Source organism: Arthrobacter sp. zg-Y1171 (assembly GCF_025244845.1).
Lineage (GTDB): Bacteria > Actinomycetota > Actinomycetes > Actinomycetales > Micrococcaceae > Arthrobacter_B.
Genome location: NZ_CP104264.1, coordinates 937,818 through 962,932, shown reverse-complemented (window position 1 = coordinate 962,932; position 25,115 = coordinate 937,818). Strand labels below are relative to the sequence as shown.

15 protein-coding genes, 1 tRNA gene and 1 pseudogene are annotated in these 25,115 nt (G+C 66.0%); 5 read left to right on the top strand and 12 right to left on the bottom strand.

Features of this window, described 5'->3' with window-relative positions; translation table 11 throughout:
• Positions 1-370: 370 nt before the first annotated feature.
• Entirely contained in the window at positions 371-1,171 is an 801-nt protein-coding gene (locus N2L00_RS04530; RefSeq protein WP_255767031.1) for an SGNH/GDSL hydrolase family protein, read from the top strand.
• Positions 1,172-1,191: 20 nt separating this feature from the next.
• On the opposite strand, the gene N2L00_RS04525 is transcribed toward N2L00_RS04530, so the two are convergent.
• From N2L00_RS04525 to N2L00_RS04470, 12 genes are all read right to left on the bottom strand, one after another.
• Positions 1,192-1,818, bottom strand: a complete 627-nt coding sequence (locus N2L00_RS04525) for an acetyltransferase (protein WP_255767030.1) — start codon at positions 1,816-1,818, stop codon at positions 1,192-1,194.
• A gap of 149 nt (positions 1,819-1,967) precedes the next feature.
• Positions 1,968-3,551 carry a sugar transferase gene (locus N2L00_RS04520; protein ID WP_255767029.1) on the bottom strand — a complete coding sequence of 528 codons (1,584 nt, stop codon included), beginning with the start codon at positions 3,549-3,551 and terminating at the stop codon, positions 1,968-1,970.
• 334 nt (positions 3,552-3,885) lie between these two features.
• A complete protein-coding gene (locus N2L00_RS04515; protein ID WP_370647065.1) occupies positions 3,886-6,633 on the bottom strand; it encodes a LuxR C-terminal-related transcriptional regulator in 2,748 nt (915 codons plus the stop codon).
• Positions 6,630-9,374 (bottom strand): LuxR family transcriptional regulator, encoded by a 2,745-nt coding sequence (locus N2L00_RS04510; RefSeq protein WP_255767026.1) that lies wholly within the window; start codon positions 9,372-9,374, stop codon positions 6,630-6,632. Before N2L00_RS04510 ends, N2L00_RS04515 begins: the two co-directional genes overlap by 4 nt.
• Before the next feature lie 295 nt (positions 9,375-9,669).
• Positions 9,670-11,916 carry a LuxR C-terminal-related transcriptional regulator gene (locus N2L00_RS04505; protein WP_255767025.1) on the bottom strand — a complete coding sequence of 749 codons (2,247 nt, stop codon included), beginning with the start codon at positions 11,914-11,916 and terminating at the stop codon, positions 9,670-9,672.
• A gap of 292 nt (positions 11,917-12,208) precedes the next feature.
• On the bottom strand, positions 12,209-14,905 hold the full coding sequence (locus tag N2L00_RS04500) for a LuxR family transcriptional regulator (RefSeq protein ID WP_255767024.1): 2,697 nt from the start codon (positions 14,903-14,905) through the stop codon (positions 12,209-12,211).
• A 31-nt stretch (positions 14,906-14,936) separates the two neighbouring features.
• Entirely contained in the window at positions 14,937-17,543 is a 2,607-nt protein-coding gene (locus N2L00_RS04495) for an AAA family ATPase (RefSeq protein ID WP_255863441.1), read from the bottom strand.
• A gap of 442 nt (positions 17,544-17,985) precedes the next feature.
• On the bottom strand, positions 17,986-18,573 hold the full coding sequence (pth, locus tag N2L00_RS04490) for an aminoacyl-tRNA hydrolase (protein ID WP_255767022.1): 588 nt from the start codon (positions 18,571-18,573) through the stop codon (positions 17,986-17,988).
• Positions 18,574-18,639: 66 nt separating this feature from the next.
• On the bottom strand, positions 18,640-19,248 hold the full coding sequence (locus tag N2L00_RS04485) for a 50S ribosomal protein L25/general stress protein Ctc (RefSeq protein WP_255767021.1): 609 nt from the start codon (positions 19,246-19,248) through the stop codon (positions 18,640-18,642).
• A 256-nt stretch (positions 19,249-19,504) separates the two neighbouring features.
• Positions 19,505-20,488: a ribose-phosphate diphosphokinase gene (locus N2L00_RS04480; protein ID WP_255767020.1), complete on the bottom strand. Its 984-nt coding sequence runs from the start codon at positions 20,486-20,488 to the stop codon at positions 19,505-19,507.
• Positions 20,488-22,005: a bifunctional UDP-N-acetylglucosamine diphosphorylase/glucosamine-1-phosphate N-acetyltransferase GlmU gene (gene glmU, locus N2L00_RS04475; protein WP_255767019.1), complete on the bottom strand. Its 1,518-nt coding sequence runs from the start codon at positions 22,003-22,005 to the stop codon at positions 20,488-20,490. The genes N2L00_RS04480 and glmU overlap by 1 nt, the downstream gene beginning before the upstream one ends.
• Positions 22,006-22,092: 87 nt before the next feature.
• Positions 22,093-22,164, bottom strand: a tRNA-Gln gene (locus N2L00_RS04470).
• Positions 22,165-22,326: 162 nt separating this feature from the next.
• On the opposite strand from N2L00_RS04470, the pseudogene N2L00_RS04465 reads away from it, so the two are divergent.
• From N2L00_RS04465 to N2L00_RS04450, 4 genes and pseudogenes are all read left to right on the top strand, one after another.
• Positions 22,327-22,911 (top strand): annotated as a pseudogene (locus N2L00_RS04465) (TetR/AcrR family transcriptional regulator); the annotation flags it as partial.
• Between the two features lie 6 nt (positions 22,912-22,917).
• Positions 22,918-23,373, top strand: coding sequence for an NUDIX domain-containing protein (locus N2L00_RS04460; RefSeq protein WP_255767265.1), 456 nt, complete (start codon positions 22,918-22,920; stop codon positions 23,371-23,373).
• 112 nt (positions 23,374-23,485) lie between these two features.
• Positions 23,486-24,238 (top strand): TetR/AcrR family transcriptional regulator, encoded by a 753-nt coding sequence (locus N2L00_RS04455; RefSeq protein ID WP_255863442.1) that lies wholly within the window; start codon positions 23,486-23,488, stop codon positions 24,236-24,238.
• A gap of 99 nt (positions 24,239-24,337) precedes the next feature.
• Positions 24,338-25,114, top strand: a complete 777-nt coding sequence (locus N2L00_RS04450) for an ABC transporter ATP-binding protein (protein WP_255863443.1) — start codon at positions 24,338-24,340, stop codon at positions 25,112-25,114.
• Position 25,115 lies beyond the last annotated feature (1 nt).

Genomic DNA, 25,115 nt, shown 5'->3' with positions numbered 1-25,115 from the left:
GGTGAATCAAGGACTGCAGGCCGCATAAACCGCTCCGGAGCATATCCCCCGGCTGCCCGCTCGCACCAAATCCCGAAGTTTTGATGCCCGCCTCCTTTTTCGCGCTGAACTCCATCATTAAGGAAGGAGGTACCGGAAAATACGCGGCAAGACGGGGCAATCGCAGCCGCTCGGCCCGATCCCGCGATGCCCTGAAGGAATGTTCGACAGGACGCACCGAGCGCTCCGGACGACATTACTGAGACATTTTTGGCATAGCTTGTTTCACTCAAAAGAAAAACAGGTATTTTACCCACGTACTCCCCCTGGATTAAGTATTTATGGACCGAGTCAGCATCTTTTTACGGGATTATTCGATTACGATTCAGGAATGCCTACTCGACATGGACGCCACACATCCAAGCGCCGTTCCCGGAGGAGACGGCAGGGCCGGAAGTTCGTCTGGTTCCTGGTCCTTGCCGTGACTGCCGGCTTGGTCTCGGCGTACGCGCTTTCCCAGGCCCCGGAGACCAGCCGGGCTCTTTCCCCGCGCCCGTCTTCCGGAGGCCCCGGCACAGGCGAGGTCTTCGCAGATTCGGTGGTCAAAATCGATGTCCTGGGCGATTCCTTCACGGCGGGTTCCGTGGAAGGCGGCCGCGGGGCGGCTAACTGGACCCGGCTGGTCGGCACCCGGTTCACGGACCGCGGCGATACGGTCGAACTGAACGTCATGGCGCAGCCAGGGTCCGGCTACATAGCCCGCGGCATCGAAGGTCTGACCTTCCGGGAGATTGCCACTCTCCGGCTGAGGGAGGATACGGATGTCGTCCTGGTTTTCGGCAGCAGGAATGACGGCCTCCAGACGGACGATGCCATGTACGTTGCCGCCAAGGCGCTGTACGCGGACGTCCGGGACCGTGCACCGGGGGCCCGCATCGTCGCCGTCGGACCGGTCTGGCCCCAGGACACCGCTCCGGATTTCATCCAGGCCAACAACGAGGCCATGGCTCGGGCCGCCAGCGAGGAAGACGTCCGGTACGTTGATGCCTTGGCGGCCGGCTGGTTCGCCGGCGACAACACCGGATTGATCAGTGAGGACGGTGTCCATCCCACGGACCTTGGCCATGACTACCTGGCGGGGAAGATCTTTCCGCTGCTGGAGGACGCCCTGCGCGAAGTCCGCGCCGCATAGCGGGTACCCGGCTGCGGCCCTCACGAAGATTTCCGTTCCGCATTGCTGCTCTCCGCGGCGGACACGAACCGTTCCCCGAGCCCGGTCGGTCCGACGGCGCTGCCAAAGACCTGTCCCGGCGGGACCGTCCCCTTGACCACGGTCATTGGCTGGATGACTGCGGACTTCCCGATTCGGGTTCCTCCCAGCACCATGCAGCGCGACGTGACCCAGGCGCCGTCGTCAACCCGGATGGGACTGGTCACCAGCCCCATGTCGGTACGGACCCGGTGGCTGCCCGTGGTCAGGAACGTTTCCTGTGAGATGACGACGTCGGCTCCGATCCAGATGTCGTCCTGGTTGTGGAACCACACGCCTTCACCGATCCAGGACCGGGGACCGATGTGGAGCTTCCACGGTGCCTTGACGCGGGTGCGCGGACGGAAGATCACGCCGTCGGCAACCTCAGCCCCGAAGGCCCGCAGCACAGCGACCCGCAGACGGGAACTGATCTGCCACGGGTTCGTGACAAAGACCAGTTCACACGCGGACCACAGGGCCACCACATACAGTGGCTTTCCCCAGGATTCCTTGGAACCGGGTGCCTTGGACAAATCGATGACAGCGCCGGCGTTTTCCCCTACCGGTCGGGGCTTAGGCCGCAGCATTGTGCGGCCTCCGAGGCATCCGCCGGGGTTGCCTGGGCCAGTCCCCCCGGGAGGAGGCGACCAGCCGTGGTGCACCGGCTCCGGTAACGAAAGATTCCATGGTTTCCGCTTTCTTCTTGGGGAGACCAGCCGAAGCCGGCGGGCACGCGCTAGTAGGCGCCGACTGGCCGGCGGAGCATCTGCACCGTACGCCAGAGAATGATGAGGTCTCCGGCAAGCGACCAGTTTTCGACGTAGTACAAATCCAGCCGGACGCCGTCTTTCCAGTTGAGTTCCGACCGCCCGTTGATCTGCCACATACCGGTGAGGCCGGGCTTGATGTAAAGGCGGCGGTGCACCCGGTTGCCGTACCGGGCCACTTCGCGGGGCAAGGGCGGCCGCGGGCCGACCAGGGACATGTGGCCCACGAATACGTTCCAGAACTGGGGCAGCTCATCGAGGGAGTACTTGCGCATCCATCGACCCACGTCGGTGACCCGCGGGTCGTGCTGCATTTTAAAGAGCAGGCCGTCTCCCTCATTACGGTCCAGCAGTCCGGCAAGATCATCTTCGGCGGTTTCCACCATTGACCGGAATTTGTACATGAGGAACTTCCGGCCGCCCCGCCCTACGCGTTCCTGGCGGAAGAGAACCGGACCGGGGCTGTCCTTTTTGATCAGCACGGACAGGATGATGAAGACCGGCAACAGCACCAGCAGTGCCAGCCCGGAGAGGGTTATGTCCAGGGTCCGTTTCATGGCATGCCGGGCACCGGCGTACTGCGGGAGCTCGACGTGCATCAGGGGCAGTCCCTCCACCGGGCGGGCGTGAATCCGTGGGCCGGCTACATTGGTCAGTCCTGTGGTGAGGATCAGTTCCGTGGCTGATTCCTCCAACTGCCAGCCAAGCTCCTGTACATACTTGCTGCCGCCCTTGGTGGGACCCGCGACAATGACGGCGTCGGCACCCACGCGCCGCACGGCGTCGACCACCGAGTGCTCATCCGACACCACGGGAACGCGCGTGCCGTCTACTTCCAGCCAGGTCCGCGGCTTTCCGGTCAGCGCCACCCCCACCACCTGGTAGGCGGCCCGTGACTTCCTCCCGATCTGGTGGGTGACGTAGCGGACGTCCCGCGGCCTGCCCAGAACCACCACCTTCGAGAGGTAGCGGCCGCGTTGCCGCTGGCCGGCCAGCCATTGCCGCAGAAACCACCGGCTGCAGACCAACCCGGCAGTGCCGGCGAAGAGCACGAAGCCGAAATAGCCCCGCGCAAGGTCGAACTGGAAAGCGACTGAGGCAAGGGCGAGCCCGCCCAATAGGGCGACGGTGGCATTCACCAGCCGCTTGTATTCGTCGGTGCCCATTCCGGTTATTCGTTTATCCCGGGTCCGGTAGACAGACAGTGCCAGCAGCCAGGCGCAGCCCGTGACCGCCGCTACCACCAGGTAGCTGGTCTCGAACACGCCGACCGGCAGTACGGCGGGCTCCAGCCCGAACCGCACGAGATAGCCGCCAAAGACAGCAGCGAAGACAATCAGTGCGTCACAGACCGAAAGGATTCGGGCGTAACGGCGGTTCCAAAGTACTGCCGCGCTCCTGGTACGCCCGGTCCTGCTGAACGGCTTGGCAGTGGTGAAACTCGGAAAGACAAAAGGCTGCGCCGGCAGGACGGTTTCAGCTGCTCCGCGGACCTGCGCCATAACGGAGCCGTCGGAATGCGCGCCGGGAGGACCGGTGGCGGAAAAATGCACCAGATCTGGCGCCTTGCGTTCGGATACCGTCCGTTCGGCTGCCCTGTGTCTTGCCTCGGCGGGCACAGCGTTCGCCGCCTTACGACGGCGTTCTTTCGGCAACAGACGAGTGCCCATCTTTCCCCCCAGACCGAGACCGGCGTCCCTTTTCCCAAATCAACGTCTACCCAACTGACATCAATTTAGGAGCGGCAATGCAGGGCGGACACGCGTAACGGATACTCAAGTCAGCGGGCTGATCTCGCCCTGACAAACGGCAGTACCTGTCTTGTACTCGGTACCTCTACGTGTGCGCATACCGGCACGCTCCGACCGTGGCTTTCCGGACGGTCGATTACAGCAGAGGCGCAGTTCGGGGGCCCGGTTCCAGGGCGCGGTAGGCAGATTCCAGATCCGCCCGCCGGCTGATCCCCAGCTTGACGTAAATCCGGTACACATGCCCCTCCACGGTCCGCTGGGACAGTGTGAAGTGGCCGGCAATATCCTTGGTGGTTGCCCCGGACAACAGTAATGCCACAATCTCGTGTTCCCGTCGGGTGAGCCGGACCAGGTGCAGCGACGGACTCAGGTAGGAGACGGTTACTCCCGCCAGTTCCTCCCGTCGCCGCCGCAGCTGCTGGATAAGCGCACGCTGCCGGCGCAGGTTTCCATGGTTTCCGTAGAAGCGGATGGCGTGGCCAATGCTCTCCACGGCCACCAGGTACTTCTGTGCTCCGATCGCGTCCTCGGCGGCGGCAACCATACGGTCCGGATTACCGGAGGCGACTGCCGCGGCATAGGCGTGCAGGGCCTGGGCTTCTGCGCCCTCGAAGTCCGCCGTCAGCTCGGCCAGCCGTCCCACCTGGGTCAGGTCCCCCACGGCAAGGCACAGTTCCAGGATGTCCTTTTCGCTGCTGCGCAGCCCGGCCGCCCGGGCCTCGGCGGCAAGAACCGCCAGCCTGCCGGAAGTCGGCCCCTCGGTGGACTGGGAGGCCTCAGCAGCCGCCGCATAAGCCTGCGCGGTGAGCCACAAATGCCGGGGACCAGGGTAGCCTGCGGCGGATACCTGGGTGCCCGGCCCGGCGGCAGGAGTTCCGTCTCCGACCACCGTCGAGGCGTAGCCGGCCAAGCCGAGGGCGTAGGGAAGCATCAGCTCGGGGTCCTTGTCGCGCAGCGCTTCCACGGCAGGGCGCAGCCTCTGCAGTCCTTCGTGCAATCTCCCCCGGTGGATTTCGAGGGCGGCTTCGAAAACGCCCAACGTCCCTCCCAGCACGGTCAGCAGGTACTGGGGTCCGGTGTGCATCTTGGCGATCAGCTGTTCCAGTTGGACAAACCGGCCGCCGTGGAGCAGGGCGAGGGCATGGCGGACAAAAACGAACCCGGCATAGCTCCGGAACCGGCCGGCACTGCCCGCGAGGAGGTTCGCGGCGGCCTGCGCCTGTTTCAGTGCCGGTCCCACGTCGCCGCATGCCCCCAGGACTTCCGCATAGAGCGCGTGGATGATCACGGCCCGCTCGACGTCGTCGGCAGACCGGGGTTCTTCCTCGTCGCCGGCGAGGGCGGCCAGCCGGGTGCGGGCTTCGGCGTAGTCCCCCTTGAGCACCAGTGCGGCGGCCGTGAGCACTCCAGCACCGGCGGATACTCCCGGCGGCGTGCCGGCGGACGCTATCTCCCTTGCGGCCATTCCGGTTGCCACGTCGGTCCAGCGCTGTGCCAGGGCATTCAATTCCTCGGCGTCCACGTTGCTCTGGCGGAGCATCAGCGCACTTGTGAAGGCAGCCCGCTGCAGGCTCCGCTGATCCCAGGTCTCACCCGCACCCGTCTTGAGTGCTTCCAAGTGGGTTCGGGCGCGTCCGTAGCTGCCCTGTGCGGCAGCCGAAACTGCAAGCTCCACTTCTGCGGCCTTACGGAAGGCAGGCTGGTGGACGGCGGCAGCGAAACGCTGAGCGCGTGCTGCCTCCCACATTCCGTTTGCCGCTCGCGCCGCCGCCAGCAGCTCCTCGGCGGAAAGCCGTTCGCCGCAGTCGAGGGCCCACTCCGCGTACCTGAGCAGGGTATCCAGGCCGGCCGGTTGCACCGTATCCAGCAGGGATCCGGGCTCGTAGCGGCCCAGGACCCGGGCACGGATTTCGGAGCTGCGGGCGGCCGGAACCAGGCTGCGGATGATCTGCTCATGCAGCGGCTGCACCAGATGTACGGATTCATCCCGGTCCGGCAGGATTTCCAGGATCCCGTCGATCAAGAGCGAGCGGACGGCGTCGTCGTCGGACACCGCCGATACAACGGCCCGCGGCAACCGTTCGGCGAGCGCCACCGTTTCCAGGACATTGCGTTCTGCGGGGCTGCGCGAAGCCAGCATGCCCTTGACCAGATCCACCAGGGAGGTGTCGAGGCTGTCGGGTTCTTTCCCCAGGTACCAGGCACCGTTCACTTCGAGAAGCCGCTGCTGCCGCTGGGCCCGGGTCAACAGTTCCTTCACGTACAGCGGGTTGCCGCCGGACATCCGGCTCAACAGTGTGCTCGAGGCCTGGAGTACGGGGCCTCCGAGGGCGCTGACGCAGAACTCGTGAACGGCGTGCCGGGACAGCGGTCCCAGGTCTATCCGGGCCAGCAGACCGTCCCGGGCCAGTGAGAGCAACTCATGTATCCGCGGTGCCCGGGCGCGGGAAATGACCATCAGCCGCAGTTCTCCGGACATGGCCAGCTGGGTCAGCAGGTGCGCGCTGGCCTCGTCGATGTGCTGGGCGTTATCCACCACCAGCAGGGACTGCATACCGCTGGTTTCCGTCAACCGCTGGAAATGCGCCCGCACCGTCCGCAGGACCGCGAGCGGGGACTCCATTTCTGCAGCCGTGGCAGAACCCAGATAGGTGGACAGGATGCCGTACTGCATCCGGGACAACACCGGGGACCCGCAGACATAATACGGAACCATGATGGAGCTGAGGCGCTCAGCCGCCAGTTCGGCGAGGGAGGACTTCCCGATCCCCTCGGCTCCGAGCAGGACTACGCCGCGCAGCCCCGGATCCAAGAGCCTGTTAGTCACCTCTGCAAGTTCACGTTCGCGGCCGAACAACCGGCGCCCCTGTCCCCAGTGCGTCATTTCTTCGCCCCTGACTGCTCAGCAATTGTTCGGGCCAGTTCCCGTCGGCTTCCCACATGGAGTTTGGAGTACACCTGGTAGAGATGCCCTTCGACTGTCCGGACCGAGATGCCCAGTTCCTCTGCGATTTTTTTGTTGCTGGTGCCCGCCACAGCCTTCCGGGCGATGGAGCGTTCCCTGGCGGTAAGTGCTCCCAGGAATTCGTCCGCGGCTTCGGCCGGAGAATCGGGAGCTGCCACCCGGCGGCTGCGGTGGATAAAACGGACGGTGGCGCGGTCCCCGGCTCCCGAGGCGATGCTCAAGGCGTGTTCCGAGATTTCCCGGGCCAGCAGCACATGCCCGACCCCGGCGGCTACCTCAGACGCCCGCAGCAATACCTGGGCGTCTCCGTTGCCCAGCCCCTTGGCATAAAGCTCGCACAATGAGGCGAAGTCCCCTTCCAGGTTGGCCGCCACCGAGAGGACGTCATCCAGGCTTTCCTCATCGCCCAGCCTCATGGCGGTGAACCGGGCCAGCAGTTCATAGGCGTACGCTCCCCGCCGGTGGTCCTGCGCTGCCAGCGAGGAAAAACGGGAACTGCCCGTCTCGGATCCAAGCGCTGCTTCGGTCAGGGCCGCGAAGTGCCGGGCACCGCGGCGAACCGTCCAAGGGCCGCCGTCCGCCGCCGAGCGCTGTACCTGGAGGTACCGGCGCGCTTCCTCGCTCCGCCCCTCCACGGCGTGGCAGTACGCTGCCGCGGCAGCGGCGAGCGGAAGGAACGCCGCGGGTCCGCTAACCGTCAGCTGGCTGACCCCGGGCGTCAGTGCGGCGAGTGCCGGTTCCGGCCTGCCGGCGAAGGCATGCAGTAAACCTTCAGCCAGTTCCGCGTACGTGCCCTCCATTCCCTCTGCAGCAGACCGCTCCAGCAACCGCTCGCAGGCGGGGAGCGCCCCGGTGAGCGCGTAGGTGTGCAGCAGCCTGCTGACCACGCGGGCACGGGTACCGGCAGTAAGCTCCGTGCCTTGGAGCAGCCGCTCCACCTTGCCTGCCTGCTCGACGGCGTCATCCTGGCGGTTGGTCATGCTCCATGCCTCGGCCTGCCAGGCGGCACGCAGTATCCTGAAGCCCGCGTCGGGGAGCTCCAGGTCAGCCAGGTAGGTGGCGTTGGCGACGAACCGGCCGTGAGCGGAATGGCATTCGGCGCGGGCCAGAGCAAGTTCCCTGACCAGGTCGGCGACATCTCCCCCGTTGTCTCGGAGGTCAGCGATCTCCTGTTCCGCCTGCTCAAAGAGATCCGTATGCCGCATCCGGGCCGGCTCCGCGGGAGTTTCCGCGGAGCGGGGATCGCGCAGTCCGGTGGCCTCAATGCACATCACCTTGCCCTCGGCGAGCAGCAGTCGGATCCGGTCCTGGCCGGACGGAACCGATTCGCTGCCGCGGAAGCGCGCAAGCACCCCCATTGCTGCCCCGTATTCGCCCTGGGCTGTGCGTGCACGTGCAAGTTCGACGACGGCCCCGGCGCTTTCCTCACCGTCGGTGACCTCCGAAAGCAACCGGACAGCGGTCTCCGGCTGCCCCGAGGCGGTGGCAAGACGCGCAGCCCGCAGCACCAGTTCCAAGGACGGCGCTTCGCCGATGGCACTCAGCCAGCGGGCCAGGACGAGCGGATCCAGGACGAGGCCGGTGTTCAGCGCCGGCGCAAGTTCTTCAAAGAGCTGCCGCTGCCGCGCCGGTGTCAGGCTAGCCCGAACCGACCGTGCCACTACGGGATTGGAGATCAGCACGTCAACAACGGGACGGGCATCGAGTGTCACGATTCCCTTTTCCTGCAGCGCGTCCAGATCCGCACTGTCCAGCCGGGCAAGGACCACGGGCAGCGGGAGCGACTGCGCCATTGACAGCAACTGGAGGAGATTGGTCTGGGCGGGCGGCAGGTCGGAGAGGTTGCCCATGACTGCTGAAGCGACCCGCCCACCGCGGATTTCTTCGCCTGGGGCAAGGATCCACGTGCCGTTATGCAGTTTCAGCCGCCCGGCATCCTGGAAGTCTGTTCGGGCCAGCGCCAGCAGATGCGGGTTCCCTCCGGCGTGGTCGTGGACTGCGGCTGCTGCTGCCCGCGAGACCGTACCGCCCAGCAGCGAACCGAGGTAAGCGGCGGTTTCGGGGACGCTCAACGGCTCAAGATCCACCCGCTCCAGGATGCCGTCCCGCCACAGGCCCGCAAATTCCGCCGGAGCCGAACTGAAATCGCGGAATGCCACGAGCATGCCGGCGCTGCGGTTAAGCACCATCTGGGTAAGCACCATGGCTGAAAACTCGTCCAGCTCCTCTGCGTTGTCCACGGACAGGAGCACCGGCCGGCCGCCGGAACGTTCCGACACCAGCTGCGTGAGGCCGCGCAGGATCATCACCGGATGGCTGGAAAGCTCCGGATCCAGGTCCGAGAGCAGGAACGTCAGTGCGCCAAACGGTGTCCGCCCCGCAAATACCGAGCCACGCACCTGCACTATGTACGTGTCTTCCTGCAGGTTGCGGAGCACGTGCTGCATCACGGCGGTCTTGCCGATACCGGCCTCCCCCACAAGCAGGCAGCCGGTTCCCTGCGCGCCCCCGGACAGGTTCCGCAGTATTTCTTCCAGTACCTGCTCCCTGCCGACGACGGCGGGCTGGGCCTGCTGTCGGGCGCCCGTGCCCGCTGCCGCGTCCGGCGTATCGGCGGCGGTTAGAACGGGAAAGGCTGGTTGATCTTCATGAGGCTGCACTTTGAGACCCGTTTTCTGTCGGTTAACGTTCTTCGGTTCACGTACAAGCGGTTCTGGAACATGTTCGGCAGGGAGCTGTCACATCCAGGCACCATCGGTGTGCGGATTCCGCGTAGGACTCGGCCCTGCTGCCGTGCACCAGAGTAGAAAGGGTGGGTGTGCACTACACGAGTAGCACTCCCTAGTGATGCCACTTGGGTTACTTGGAAATATAGTGCCGGGGCAGCTCGTGCCTACGTGGTTTTTCCGTACAAACCACCCGTAACGCTGCCAACACTGGGCAAAGGGCGACTCATCAGTTACGGGGGCGCTCCGCCTCGAGGCACTCCCTCAGTTCTGCCCGCCCCGAAACACGTAGTTTCTGAAAGATGCGGCCAAGGTGCCAATCCACTGTTCTTGGCGAGAGGTGCAGGCCACCGGCCAGCTGTGAACTGTTCTTCCCTGCTGCTGCCCCGAGCGCCAGCTCCCGTTCAAAGTCCGACAGTTCCGGTAACCGGTCGGCAACCGAGTTGGCCGCCCGCAGCAAACGGTAACTGGCGTTCTCAAGTCGACGCGCTGCACGCAGCCGCGCACGGTCCGACTGCGCGCGTGCCAGGCGGACTGCCTCGCCGGCTGCCCCGTGTGCCGTCAGATACTGGCCCAGGCCGTGCGCCCTCTCCGCTGCCCTGAGCAGGCTGGCGGGTCGGAGCGCCGTGAGCCCCTCGGCCAATTCCAGGTACATCTGCGCGGATTCCCCGCTGCAGCCGGCCGCTGCTTCCCGCAGTTCCTCGGCTGCCCCAGGCCTGCCGTGCAGCGCGGCAGCGGCCAACACCAGCATGGCCTCCGGAAGGCCCTCAGGTCCGCCGTGTGCCGCGACAGTAGTGAACTCCCCGTTGCCTCCGGGGATCGTCACGCCGTAAACGGCGCACAACCCGGAAAAGCTCCGGGTGAGGGCGGTTTCCCAGTCGAAGGTCCGTGCGCCGGCATCCGTGGAAGGAGCATTGGCACCGCCCGTACGCTGCCGGGCGCCCGCGCCGGCCGCCGTAAGGTAGCCGCGGGCAGCATCGCCGTCGCCAAGCAGCACGCAGGCATAGGCTGCGGCCGATTCGGCGAGGGGAACCAGGTCCTCTGTTCCTTCTGCCTCGAACTGCGCGACGGCCCGCTGCAGGGAGTCCAAGGCACGGTCGGCGCGGCCGTCCAGGACCTGCACAATGCCCTCGCACAGGTCATTGCCTCCTCGAAGCTCCATCCCCTCGACTGCCTCGCCTGTTTTTGCCAGGACATCGGCCGCATGCCGCAGCTCGCCGCAGCGCAGGAACACACAAAACAGCTCCGACAGGAGGTCCCGGCGCCAGCGGCCGGTTATTCCACATCTGTCCGCCAGTTCCAGCCCCGCCTGCGCGGCTGCGCTGGCTTCCGTCCACCGGCCGGAGCGAGACAATTTCCCTGCTTCCTGCGCTGCTACCCGTGCAGCAGCCATTTCCGCGGCAGGTGAGGGCTCCCTGTTGTCTTCGGCTTTCTGCTGCCTCTGGACCGAGGCAAGCCGGGACCGGATCTCTGCGGCGCGGCCCGGCGGAACCAGTGCGGCCGCGGCCTCGGCTAGCAGCGGGTCCTTGAACCGAAGGAAACCGGCTGATCCGGAGGAGACCAGGAGATTCTGCTCAAGCCGTTCCACAGCCGGCGGATCGGCAACCTGCAGGAGCAAAAGAATAGGAAGGGCGCCACTGACCGCGAGCACGTCTGCGGCGAACCGTTCCGCCGTGGACAGCCCGCCGGTCTCCGCCTCCACCCGCTCGGCGAGGGCGCCGGAATATGACACCGACCCCGTCCATACCCATATTCCCCGCCGGCGGACCACTGTCCCGGCGTCCATCTGTTCCCGCAGGAACACGGAGGAAAGCAGTGGGTTGCCCCGGCTCCGGGCCTGTACCTGGGCCACCAGCCGGCTGGAAACCGTTCCCCCGGCCAATCCCTCGAGCAACACCCGGGTTCCCCCGGGACGCAGCGGCTCCAGGACTTCCCTGTGCACTGAATCTTCGGACCACCATCGGACGAACTCGCTGGTGCAGGCGGAGAGATCCCGGACAGTTGCCAGCATCAGGGCACTGCCTGTCCTGCACAGTTGGAGAAGGACGGCGATGGTTGCCGCATCCATGTCCTCCACGTTTTCGATTGCAAGAACAAGACGCCGTCCGGCAGCCTTGCCCTTAAACACCCGCCGGAGGAATTGGAGTACGTACACCGGATCGGACAGTGCCTCAGGCGGCAGCTCGCTGAGCAGCCAGAACAATCCGGCGAAGGGTTTTTCGGCCCACGAGGCCGCCCCGCGCAGCTGCAGCACCGAGTAGCGGTCGCCGAGCCCGGCCAGGATACCGGCCATCGCGGTGGACTTACCTGTTCCCGCGGCCCCCGTCACCACCACGCTCCGGTCTTCGGACAATGCTTCAAGGGCTCCTGCAACTGCGTTCTTGACCTGCGCCAGGAGGGGTTCGCCAAGTTGGTTTCCCGTTTCACTTCCGGGGTTCCGGCTGCTTGCAGTCAGGGTGCGTCCGGCAACTTCCATCGAACGGCTCCTTCACCGGCGTCGTGCAGGGCTGGCGTCACGCGCATAGTGGGGGTTTTGGTGCGGGCGCATGAATGCGCCCGGGAAGGAGCCGACGGCGGCTGGGGGGACGCCCCGGTCTCAGAGGGCATCGACGCCGCCGGCTCCGTATGTGGGACCCGAGGTACCGGGGCGGCAGGACCGGATGGAAACCCGCTGCCGTAACCAGGTTGAACCTTGAGTGACATGCACAAGGCTACGAACCCCGGAATGGCGGCGCCCGAGTAAAACCTACTGGTGTTCCCGGCGGAAATTACTCGGCCGGAGCGGGCCGGTTCCAACCTCCGGAGGGGCGGTCAAGCAGGGGAAACCGTTCCCTCAGTTCTTCCCGGCGGCTGATCCCCAGTTTTTCGTACGTGCGGTAGATATGCCCTTCGACTGTTCGGACGGAGAGGTTCAGCGCGCTGGCTATTTCGGCGTTGCGCTGTCCGGCGGCGACCAGCGCAGCAACATCGCGCTCCCGCCGGGTCAACTCCGGAAGCATGCTGCGGTTCCCGCCGCCGTGCCGTCCGGTCAGCCGATGGATCCGGTTCAACAAGGCACGGTCGTTGTTCCTGCGGGCCAGCCGCTGGGCTTCGAGCAGGCATTGCCGGGCCAGCTGCAGGTCAAGTTCCGGCTCCGGGTCCGAGGCCAGTGCCACCAACGCAGCGCTGTCCTGGTCCAGGACGGCTCGGGTCACCCGGTTCATGACCAGAGCCTGCGGTCCCTCGAATCCCTCCGTCACCTTCAGCAGGCGGCCGGCCTCGGAAAAGTCGCCCAGACGCATGGACAGGTGGCGCAGCGTGAACTCCACCGCTGTGAAGGAACGCTCCTGCGCCGCAGCGGCGGTGTCGCGAAGCTTTTGCAGGTAGGAGCCGTCGGCGTCCAGCGCAAACCGTCCCCCGGCGAGAATACCCTCGGCCAAAAGCCGGTATTGCTCCGGTCCCCGCGGCGGAGTCCTTCCCGCAGCGGCAAGCAGCCGTCCGGCAACTTCCCGTTGCCCAAGGCTCGCAGCGGCAAAGGAACCCATCGCCAGGGACAGCGGAAGGATTCCTTCGGGATCGTTGCCGGTCGACGCTTGGACTGCAGCGGAAAAATCCTTCACGGCCTCGTGCAGGGCATTGGAACGCAGGTGGCTCATGCCCATCGCAAAATCCGCGACACCGCCGGAATGCAGCAGCGCGCGCTGAACGGGTGAATCCGCGGAGGCAACGGACCGCTGCAGTTGTTCCCATTCCCCAAGCCAGAGCAGCGCGGTGAGATGCCGGTGCAGGATAAACGGACCAAAGAGCTTTGAACCGGCAGTGGCTTCCCGTAACAGTTCCATGGCAGTCGTACTGTGTTCAAGCGCGGTTTGGGCCCGGCCCGTCGCCACGTGGACCTCGGCCGTTATCGCTTCGGCAAAAAGGATTGCCTCGGTGTCTGCGCTTTCACGTGCCTTGCGGAGTACCTCCGCCAGTTCCAGTTCTGTTTGGGCGTATTCGCCCGCCCAAACCCGGGACAGAAGACGGAGCATGTGCGCCCCGCAGCGGGCCGCCTCAACCGCCTGCGCCGGCTGGCTCCCGGACAAGCGGTCTATTGCGCGGTTCCACTGGCTGGCCAGGGGAACCTCCCAGCCGGTCCCGGTTGTGGACTGCTGCGCCAGCTGGACGTGCACCATCATCGACTGCTTCACGGTGCGCAGGTCCGGTGCCTGCTCGAGTGTCCCCTCCAACGTTGCCGCCGCCTGGCCCGCTTCGCCGAGCAGCAGCAGTGCGCGCGCCTCCTGTATGCGTGCCGGTATGCGCAGCACCCCTCTTCCGACAGCAGCGGCAGCCCTCAGCGCCAGCCGGGGATCGGATCGGTTGTTTGCCGTTTCCGCGGCATACAACAGCTCCTGCTCCGGGACCTGCACCCCGAGTGCCAAGGACCACGAGACAAGGTGGAGTTGCCCTTCCTCCCCGATGTCCACGCCTGCCAGCACGGCTTGCAGCTGTTTAAGCAGGCGTGCACTGCGGGCAGCCGGAACCATCCCCCGGACAACTTCTCCATAGATCGGATGCAGCGGACGCACAACCTGCCCGGCGTCGGACGCACCTGAAACCACCACCAGGAGGAAATCCGCAAGACGGTCCACGGAGGCATGCAGTCCCAGCCGGAACGCAAGCCGCAGCGGCAGCGGTTCAGCAAGCGAAATGATCTCCAGCGCCGTGCGGTCCTCCGGGTCCAGACCCCGGATCTGGGCCTTGACGAGGTCTCCCACGCGTCCGCCGACGGGCGTCTCGCTTTCCGTCGTTCCCCAGATCCCCTGCCGCTGGACCAGGAAACCGCTGCGCACCGCCTCGTCAAGGAAGGCGAGCAGGTACATGGGATTTCCTCCGGTGAGACGGGCCAGCTCAACCGCGGCCGTGGTGCTGACCTGGCCTTGGAGCTCCTGCTGGCACAGCTGAAGGACGTCCAGTTCGTCCAGCGGCAGGAGGTGGTGGCGGGTTACCTGACCGTCCCACATGTGCGGCAGCACGCCCGAAATGTCCCGGAAGGACCGGGTGAGGACGAGCAGCCTGATGTGGCGGGCGTCAAGGAGTTGGACGAGTAGGTCGAAGCTGGGGACGTCAATATCGTGCGCGTCGTCAACTACCACCAACGGTGCCGCACCCGGCTGGTCCGCGGGTGCTCCCCCCGCGGGTGCCTGGGGAATGATGCGGGCCATCAGGGCACGCATCACCGCAAGGGCAGACCCCGTCTGCCCTTGCGCCAGGTCAGGCAGGAGCGCAGCCAGTGCACCGTACGGCACGGACTTCAGGGCAGGGCTGGAGTACACCCAGTAAACGGGCATCTCGGCCTGCATCTCCTGGACGACAGCCGTTGCCAGGGCGGTTTTGCCAAGCCCGGCTTCCGCCGCCACGGCGGCACCGTGGCCCGCGGGGCGGCGCAGGCTCTGCAGCACGGAGGCAAGGACGGTGTCCCGGCCCGTCAGCGACCGTGCGTTCAACCCGTGCATTCCATCCCCCCCCCGTCGGTCCCTAGGCCAGGATCTCGGACAGCTCAATGCGGCCGGAGACGTGGAGCTTCGCGAAAATCTTTCCCAGGTGCCACTCGATGGTTCGGGGAGACAGGTTCAGTTCCCTGGCTATCTGCGTGGTGGTGGCCATCGTAACCGCCCGATGCGCAAGATCTGCCTCGAATTCACTCAGTTCTGCCAGCGTTTCTGCGCGGCCGCCGGAATGCTCCATGCGGCGCATGCTCGCATTTGCCACTTCACGGGCAGTTTTGGCCAGTCTTTTCCGCTCGTCTGCGCTGCATTCTGCCAGGCTGTGCTCGACAGCCCTGGCGGCATCCCGTGCGAGCAGGTACTGCCCGCAGTCGAGGAAACCCCTTGCCGCAGCGACCAGCCGGGCCGGATCATCGTTGAGCAAACCGGCAGCGAAGTCCGCCATCCGTTCGCTGAACCTTCCGCTCACCTCCTTGGACACCCTGATCACATCGGCGGCAGCGTCCTTGTCACCGGCCCGAACAGCTGCAGACAGGAACAGCAGCGCCGGTGCCGCGTACCCTGCCGCGTGCGCGGACGCAGCTTCGGCGCGCAGGCGCCCGCCGCGGATTCCGTCATCGGCGCCGTCGGCCAGGATGGAGAAATAGCGGAGGAGGAACCCCCGGAAGTAGCTGGGATGTTGCCTGCCGATGCCTGCCTGCCGAAGCAGTTCGGCGGCTTCCGGGCGCCGCTCACGATGGATATAGGCCGTAAGGGTTCGGGCAAGGGGAAGCATGTCTTGCGGGTCATGGACGCGGAGCTGCCCGATAGCACCGGTTAGCGCATCCCGGGCCATGCCCTCCTGTCCTTGCCAGGCAGCCAGGATGGCCACGGCCAGTTCACCTGCGCTGCCCTGGTAGGAGGGGCGGACCCCGATCGCGTCGAAGGCCTTGACGAAATCTGCAGCCCGGTCCAGCTCGCCTGAAAGGACATAGGTATCGAATATGCGGGTGCAGGCTTCCCCGGCGTTCCCGCCATTGACCGCGTAATTCTCCGGCGGCCCCAGCTGGTCGAGGATGTGCAGTGCTTCATCGGTCCGGCCGGCCAGGGCGAGGACATGGGCGGACAACGCTGCTGCCTGCATCCGAGTGGCCTGCCCCAGTTTTCCGTCCTCCCTAAGGCTGGCGAGCCGCTCCGGGACCAGCGGAAGGCGCCCCCCGTCCGCAGCCAGTGCGCTGCGGGCCATGACCAGTGCCGCTTCAAGCTCTGGTGGTTCCCCTTCGGCCGGGCATGACTCCTCTATCGCGGCAAGCGCCTGTTGCGGGTCTCCCGATCCGGGAACACGGGCCAGGGTATAGCTGTAAAGCAGCATCAACGGCACGAAGCTGGAGCGCTTCTCCGAGGCCAGGCGGGGCTCGGCTTCACGCAAGACGCGGAGTGCCTTGTCGAGATGGCCCACACTGTGCAGGGCGCGGACCTCTTCAAGAACCATCTCCTGGCCGGGCGTTTTCGAGGCCGCCGCCCGGACAAACCGGAGCGCGGCCGCTGCATCCGCACGGTCGTTGGCCACACGTGCGGCCAAGAGGGCCTCCCCCGGACCGATCTCCTCCCCGCAGGACAACGCCCAGCCCAGGAACCCGGTCAGTTCCTCGCCGTCCATGTCCGCAGGGTCAAGCCGGACTCCCATGTCTTCCCACAGTTCCCGCCTCCGGCCGGGCGCCATGCTCGCCGCTATTACCGACCCCGGATTTCCGCCGCCGAGCCGCACTGACGGCGGGTTGCCGCCAACAGAGATGATCTGCTGCTCTTCGAGTGCCTCGACGGCGGCTGCCGGTACCAGTTCCAGGACGATGGACAGAGGCAGGCTGACGCACAGCGCCAGGACCTCGACCAGCCGGCGTTCGTGTGCACCCAGCCGGTCCAGCACGGTGTCGAAAACCTCGCTGACCTCGCCGGTGCGGACAAAGGGAGCGGTCCGGACCCATACCGCTTCCCGACGCACCAGGGTCCCGGATCGCTCCTGTGCAGCTGTCATGAGCCGGATGAGCCGGGGGCTGCCCGCTGTTTCCTTCCACATTGTGCCCGCGGCAAGGGAGGAAACGGGACCGCCGAGCAATTCCTGCATAAGCTGGCGGGTCTCCCGCTCGGTAAGCAGTTCAAGGTCGACCCGTTCCAGCAGGCCTTCGCTCCAGAGGCCCACCAGCTCATGGTCTGCTTCCCAGTCGAGGGACGCCGCCGCCAGCACGTCAATCTTTCCCCGCCGCAGCAACTGGGACAGCACCATGATGGAAAATCGATCCAGCCGATCCGCGTTGTCCACCGTAACCAGCACGCGGTTTTCCCGTGCTTCGGCGTCAAAGGAGCGGCTAAGTTCCTGCAGCAGCTGAAGCGGATCCCGCTCCGCGCCTTCGGGCAGGCCGCTGATGAGATAGGCCAAGGCTCCGTAAGGAGTCCCGGCGGCGATGGCCGTACCGCGGACCGGAATGATATGGAAGTCTGCCCGGAGGCGGTCCGCCACTGCGTGCAGCACGGCAGTTTTCCCGGCACCGGGCTGACCGAGGATAACGGCTCCGGCACCGCCGGCAGTAAGTGCCGAGCACAGGTCGTCAAGAAGCTCAGTTCGCCCGATTAGCCCGGCGACAAGTGAAACACTTTCCATCAGCCAGCCCACGCCCCCCACAACGCCTGCACGGATCCGGACTCCGGATGCCGCGGCTATCGGTAGCAACTGCTCAGTGGGATGGAGCATACGCGCGTATGTGGGCGGCGTCTAGATACAAAAACATGCATTTAGACGCGACCGCGCTGAGCGCGTCGAGCAGGTGCGTACCTGGGCCATGGATAACAGACCGAGGCTAACTGTCAGACTAGGGCGGTCAGACTGGGGGGAACAAGACCGGGGCGAAAGCGGGATGAATAAGGGACCGACGCCGGGATGGGGGTGGCCCAGTCTCGGAGGCCTCCCGACGTCGGCCCCGCTTTGGGAGCCCTTGAGGCTGATTCCATTTTAGGCCCGGTCACCGAACCGAAACAATGGTCACCCGGCATTCGGGACGCTGGAAAACTACTCCAATCTGCCCCGCCGCTACCTAGCTGTGACGTCAGGCGCCTGTGGCGTGAAACTTCTGCTGAGCGGTGGTAAGGCCCTCGGACAGGAGCAGCTCCACGGCATCGGCGGCGTCGCCGACGAGGAACGGAAGCTCCTTGGCCTCGGTACCGGAAAAATCCTTGAGCACGTAATCCGCGGTATCCATGCGCCCGGGCGGTCGGCCGACGCCTACCCTCACACGGAGGTAGTCCTTGGTGCCCAGGGCCTTGCTGATGTCCCGGAGACCGTTGTGTCCGCCTTCTCCTCCGCCGAGCTTGAGCTTAACGGTGTTGAAAGGGATGTCGATCTCGTCATGCACGGCCACCACGTGTCCGGGGTCGATATCGAAGAACCGTGCCAGGGAGGAAACCGGGCCGCCGGAGAGGTTCATATAGGTCAGCGGTTTGGCCAGCACTACGCGCGGTCCGCCGATCCCGAGGCGTCCTTCGACAATGGAGGCGTGCGACCGGTGGGTCTTGAACTTTCCGCCCATCCGGGAGGCCAGCTCGTCGAGGACCATCTGACCGATATTGTGCCGGTTACGGCTGTAGCCGGGCCCGGGGTTGCCGAGCCCGGCTACAAGCCAGGTGTTGCTGTTCACTGCGGGTACTGCTCCTTCGCTAAGAACCGGACGGCTCCGTTACCGGGAGCAGACCCCGGAAGTGGGTTACGCCTCGGCGCCGACTTCAGCAGCTGCAACGGCAACCTGCTCGTCGGACGGAACACCCAGGTCCTGCACGGCGGACTCGGAGATGTTGATGATCATGGTCTCGGGATCGAGCAGCAGCTCGACGCCGGCAGGCAGGATCAGGTCGGAGGCGTAGATGTGCTCGCCGGCCTTGCGGCCTTCGATGCTCACCACGATGGTTTCCGGCAGGTCGGTGGCGTCGGCGGCAACCAGGACGGTGTTGGCTTCCTGGTTGTAGACGGAGTCGCCTGCTTCCAGTTCGCCTTCAACGTGGACGTTGACCTCTACCTCGACCTTTTCGCCCTTGCGGACGGTCAGCAGGTCGATGTGCTCGATGATCTGCTTGATCGGATCGCGCTGGATGTCACGCGCGAGGGCCAGGTGGGACTCGCCGTCGACGTCGATTTCCAGCAGGGCGTTGGAGGTGCGGACGGCCAGCGTGGTGGCCTTGGCCGGCAGCAGGATGTGCATGACATCGGCGCCGTGGCCGTAGATGACGGCCGGGATCTGGCCGGCGGCGCGGGCCTTGCGGGCGGCACCCTTGCCGAACTCGGTGCGGGCGGTTCCTGCGAGCTTCTGCTCAGACATTGCTACTCCTGTAAGTGGTGTTCCGTGGTTGCCTCAGGCGCCGGTTTCGGAACAGTGCACCGTACGGACCGGATAACGGTCCTTTGTACGATCAGAAGTTGCCAGCCACCGTCGATAACGGAGTTCGTCCGGAGTTCTCCGGGCCGCTCCCTCGCCTAGGCATCGGTCTCCATGCTACCAGCACAAGTCCGCCCGCCCGAACGGCCGTGAGGCGCGGCCCGGGCGGGCGGTTGGGTAAGCAGGGTGCCGTAAGCGCCTAGGCCTTGCCGTCGAAGAGACTCGTGACGGATCCGTCCTCGAAGACTTCCTTGATGGCCCGGGCGATCAGCGGGGCAATCGAGAGGACGGTCAGCTGGTCGAAACGCTTGGCGGCCGGGATGGGCAGGGTGTTGGTGACAACTATCTCGCGGGCACCCGATTCAGCCAGGGTCCGGGCGGCCGGGTCGGAGAACACGGCGTGCGTGGCGGCGATGATGACGTCCTTGGCTCCGGCTTCCTTGAGCACGCGGACGGCACCGGCAATGGTGCCGCCGGTGTCGATCATGTCATCGATCAGCACGCAGGTGCGGCCTTCAATCTGGCCCACGACCTGCTTGGACACGGCCTGGTTCGGGACGGTGAGGTCGCGGCTCTTGTGCACGAAGGCCAGCGGTGCGCCGCCCAGGCGCTCGGCCCACTGCTCGGCAACGCGGACGCGGCCGGTGTCCGGAGACACGACGGTCACATTGGAAACATCCACGCGGGTGCGGATGTAATCGGCCAGCAGCGGGATGGCCATCAGGTGGTCCACGGGGCCGTCGAAGAAGCCCTGGATCTGGGAGGTGTGCAGGTCCACGCTCATGATGCGGTCCGCGCCGGCCGTCTTGTACAGGTCGGCGATCAGGCGCGCCGAGATGGGCTCGCGGCCGCGGCCCTTCTTGTCCTGACGGGCGTACGGGTAGAACGGGGAAACCACGGTGATGCGCTTGGCGGAGGCCCGCTTCAACGCATCCACGGTGATCAGCTGTTCCATCAGCCAGTTATTCATCGGTGCCGGATGCGCCTGGATCACGAAGGCATCGGTACCGCGGACACTCTCGCCGGGACGGACGTAGATCTCACCGTTCGCGAAGTCATAGGACGCCAGCGGCAGCAGGTCCGTGTCAAGACAGCGTGCAATCTCCTCCGCCAGCTCCGGGTGTGCCCGGCCAGTGGCAAGGACAAGCTTCTTTTCACCTTGTGCGGTGATCTCGCTGCTCATTAATGATCGCTTTCTCGCGTGGGGGAATCAGTTTCGGAGGAAGAAGTGCTGATGGCTGAAGCTGCGGCGGCCGCAGCGTCGGCGGCGGCGGTACCGGGGCGCTTATCCAGCACCCAGCCGTCGAGGTTGCGCTGTGGCGCCACATTGATTGCCAGGGCACCGGCGGGGACATCCTTGCGGATCACCGTTCCGGCTCCACTGTACGCTCCGTCGCCCACCGTGACGGGTGCCACATACATGTTGTCGCTGCCCATGCGCACATGCGAACCGATGGTCGTATGGTGCTTGTTTACGCCGTCGTAGTTCACGAAAACCGAGGCTGCACCGATGTTCGACTGCTCGCCGATGGTGGCATCCCCCACATAGGAAAGGTGGGGAACCTTGGATCCGGCGCCGATCTCGGCGTTCTTGGTCTCCACGAAGGTTCCGATCTTGCCCTTGGCGCCCAGCACTGTTCCGGGGCGCAGGTACGCGAACGGTCCCACGCTGGTTCCGGCACCCAGTACGGCATCGCTGCCGTGGGTCCGCACCACCGAAGCTCCCTCGCCCACGGACACGTTGGTCAGCGTGGTATCCGGCCCGACGACGGCGTCCCGGGCGACGCTGGTGGAACCGTGCAGCTGCGTGCCCGGAAGCACCGTGACATCTTCCGCGAGGGTCACTGTCGAGTCGATCCAGGTGGTGGCCGGATCAACGACCGTGACACCCGCGCGCATCCACCGATCCAGGTTGCGGCGGTTGTGTTCTGCGTTGAGGGCAGCGAGCTGGACACGGTCATTGGCGCCCTCCACCTGCCAGGTGTCGTCGGTGACAACGGCGCTGATGCGTCCGCCCGCCGCGCGGGCGATGCCCAGGACGTCGGTCAGGTACATCTCCCCCTGCGAGTTGGAGGTGGTCACCGATTCGAGCGCACTGCGGAGCACCGCGGCATCGAAGGCATAGATGCCGGAGTTGATCTCGTTTACGGCACGCTGCTCGTCAGTGGCATCCTTGTGCTCGACGATTCCGGTCACTGTCCCGTCTGCTGCCCGCAGGACCCGTCCGTAGCCCGTCGGGTCCGTAAGCCGCGCGGTCAGCACGGTCACCGCGTTGCCGTCCGTTTCATGCACGGCCACCAAGCTGCGAAGTGTCTGCGCCTCAAGCAGCGGGGTATCCGCGTAGGTGACTACAACGGTGCCGTCGAGCCGGGCGACGGCGTCCAAGGCAGAGAGCGCCACCTGGACCGCGCGGCCGGTGCCGGGAACCGCATCCTGGTCGACGATGACGGCCCCGGGGGCCTGTTCGGCGACATGTCCGGCGACCAGGTCCCGCTCGTGGCGCACCACGACGGCCAGGAAACGGGGGTGCAGCTCGGAGGCTGCGGCGAGTGCATGGCCGAGCATCGAGATGCCGCCCACGGGATGCAGGATTTTCGGGGTCCGGGACTTCATCCGGGTTCCGGCGCCGGCTGCGAGCACAATCACCGCGGACAAAGCGCCGGCGGAGGCCTCATTGGTTCGGACATCGTTGGTGGTCACGAAAATGGCGCTCCTCGGTGGTACGGCCGGTCTTTGTCGAAGCGCGGCCGATCCCCGGAAAGGATTCTCCTGGGGCGTCGCGCAGCGTTCCGCCCATAGGATTCGAACCTATACTCCACGGCTCCAAAGGCCGGGGTGCTGCCATTACACCAGGGCGGATCGTCTGCCTGGCTAGCCACGCACACAAGAGTTTAGTCTGCCACGGGAGCCGTTGGGTGCGCGAGTTGAGTCCCCGCCCGCTGTGTTGGCGCCGAGGTGGCAGGGGCGCGTGGGTACACTGGTCCGGTGGTAAAGACTTCCGCCGGCGGCACACGCCTGCGTATGACCGGCGTCCAGCGCCGCGCCCAGCTGATCGAGGTGGCACGCGGGCTGTTTGCCCTGCGCGGCCTCGACGGTGCAACCATCGAGGAGATTGCCGCTGCAGCGGGCGTGTCGAAACCTGTGGTCTACGAGCATTTCGGATCCAAGGAAGGCCTCTACACGGAGGTTGTTGACATTGAGTTCCGCCGCCTGCTGGAAGTGATGACCGAGTCGCTCAGCGCCGACGCCGGCCCCCGGGTGCTCCTCGAACGGGCCGCGTACGCCTTACTGGACTTCATCGAGAACCACACGGACGGCTTCCGGATCCTCACCCGGGACTCCCCGCCGTCGCAGCCGGAGGGGACATTCTCCACCCTGTTGTCCCGGATCACCCGCCATGTGGAACACATCCTGTCAAAGGAGTTCGGCAGCCGCGGCCTGAGCGCCGAGGTGGGAGGGATGTACGCACAGATGCTGGTGGGCATGGTCGCCATGACCGGCCAGTGGTGGCTGGACACACGGACCCCGGACAAGGCCGCCGTGGCAGCACACCTGGTAAACCTTTCCTGGAACGGACTGGCGGGCCTGCAGAAGGATCCCCGGCTCTCCCACATGCCCGCGGGCGCCGTTTTACCGGAGGGCGGCTACGACGGGCAGTCCCCGACGGTCCTGCGGCTCTCCGCGGTCCTGGTCACCGACGACACCGGACGCATCCTGCTGGTGCGCAAGCGCGGTACCTCCCGTTTCATGCAGCCGGGCGGCAAACTGGAACCCGGCGAAACCTTTGCGGAGGCGGCGGCCCGCGAGGTGGGCGAGGAGCTGGGGCTCGACGTGGCTCCGGAGGAGCTCGGATCCGAGGGCCGCTGGTACGGACCGGCGGCAAACGAGGAGGACACCTTCATTGACGCCGGGCTGTTCAGCCTGGACCTGCCGGCCGGAGCGCCGATGCCCGAGGCCGCGGCGGAAATTGAGGAGCTCCTCTGGCTGCAGCCGGCGGCAGCCGCCGCACGCAAGGACCTCTCTCCCCTGCTGCGCGACCACATCCTCCCCCAACTGCTCTCGGCCTAGAAGCCCCCCGGAGGCAGCGGGTTCCGAGAGTATTGTCCCGTCCTTGGCCCACCTCCTTAGCGTGAGACCCCCGAACAGTTCGTAGCATATACGGTTGTCGTAGACTGAACGCATGGTAGAGAAGACGGACCCGCAGGGCACGCTGCCGAGGGGCGTGCTCCAGGCCTGGGGGCAGGACAAGCCGCAGACCAGGCCGGGGCCCAAGGCAATGCTCAGCATTGCGGGCATCGCGGCGTCGGCGATTTCGCTGGCCGACACCGACGGAGCTGAAGCCCTTTCGCTGGGACGGATCGCCGAACGGCTGGGGGTGACGGCCAATGCACTGTACCGATACGTGGATTCCCGGGATGACCTCGACGTCATCGTCCATGACCAGGCTCTCGGCGCCCCGGCGGGCATCGGTCCCGGGGAAGACTGGGCATCGGCGGCCGCGGCCTGGTGCCGGGCCCTGCGCCAGCGATACGAGAGGCACCCCTGGCTCACTGACCTGCGGATCCGCATACCGTTCGCACCCAATGCGCTCGCTTGGCTGGACAATCTCCTGGAGCGCCTGGAGCCGAGCGGCATGAGCGGGCGGCAGGCGCTCCAAGCCGCAGGCCTCCTCGACGGCTACGTGCGTGCCCGTGCGGGAGCAGAGCGCGACGTCGCCCGGGAAGGCAGCTCCGCAGATCCCGAGGCGCTGGTGGACCGCATCGGCGCCCATCGTTTTTCGGCTCGGCTCCCCCGCGTGTCCGCCCTCATCTCGGACGGCCACTTCCGTCAGGCTGCGGCCGGAGCGGATGAGGACTTCGAGTTCGGACTGGCGGCCATCCTCAACGGACTTCGCCGACTCCCCCGCCACGACGCCGGCCCCCGGAAATCCTGAACGTCGGCACACCGGAAACCTTCGTGCAGCCCCTTCACGCATGCCCGCCATCCGTGTACAGTCCTAACTGTTCATGGCAGGCACAAAGGAGGCCGAACGATGAACAGAGCAGCCATCAGTACCCCGGCACGGGCGCCAACGGCTCCGGTGGTCCTGGAGCGGGTGTCTAAGACCTACGGGTCCGGTGCGCGAGCCGTCACCGCCCTGCACGAGACGGACTTGGAGCTACCCAAGGGATCCTTCACCGCCGTCATGGGGCCTTCCGGATCCGGCAAAAGCACCCTGCTGCACTGCGCGGCGGGTCTTGACACCCCGACCACCGGGCGGGCCATTCTGGTTGGCCATGACCTCAGCGGCCTCTCCGAGGATGCCCTCACCCGACTGCGCCGGGAGCGGGTGGCCTTCGTCTTCCAATCGTTCAATTTGATGCCCGCCCTGACGGCCGCGCAGAACGTTGAGCTCCCCGCCGTCCTGGCAGGACGCCGACCGGTCCGGCGGCTGGCCGAGGACGCGTTGGCCCTGGTCGGGCTTTCCGACCGGTCCGGCCACCGCCCGGGTGAGCTCTCCGGCGGGCAGCAGCAGCGGGTGGCCATCGCCCGGGCCTTGGCAGCCAATTCGGAGGTCCTCTTTGCGGACGAGCCCTCCGGAGCCCTGGATTCCCGAACTGCCGCCGGCGTCTTCGAGCTGCTGCGGGAGGCAGTGCACCGGCAGGGACAGACCATCCTGATGACCACCCATGACCCCATTGCGGCGTCCTACGCCGATTCGGTGATCTTCCTCTTCGACGGCCGGATCGAAGAACAGCGCGGGCACGGATCAGCCGGGGAAATCGCCTCCGCCCTTTCCCGCCTGCCCGTCACCGGCCACGGACGGTGAG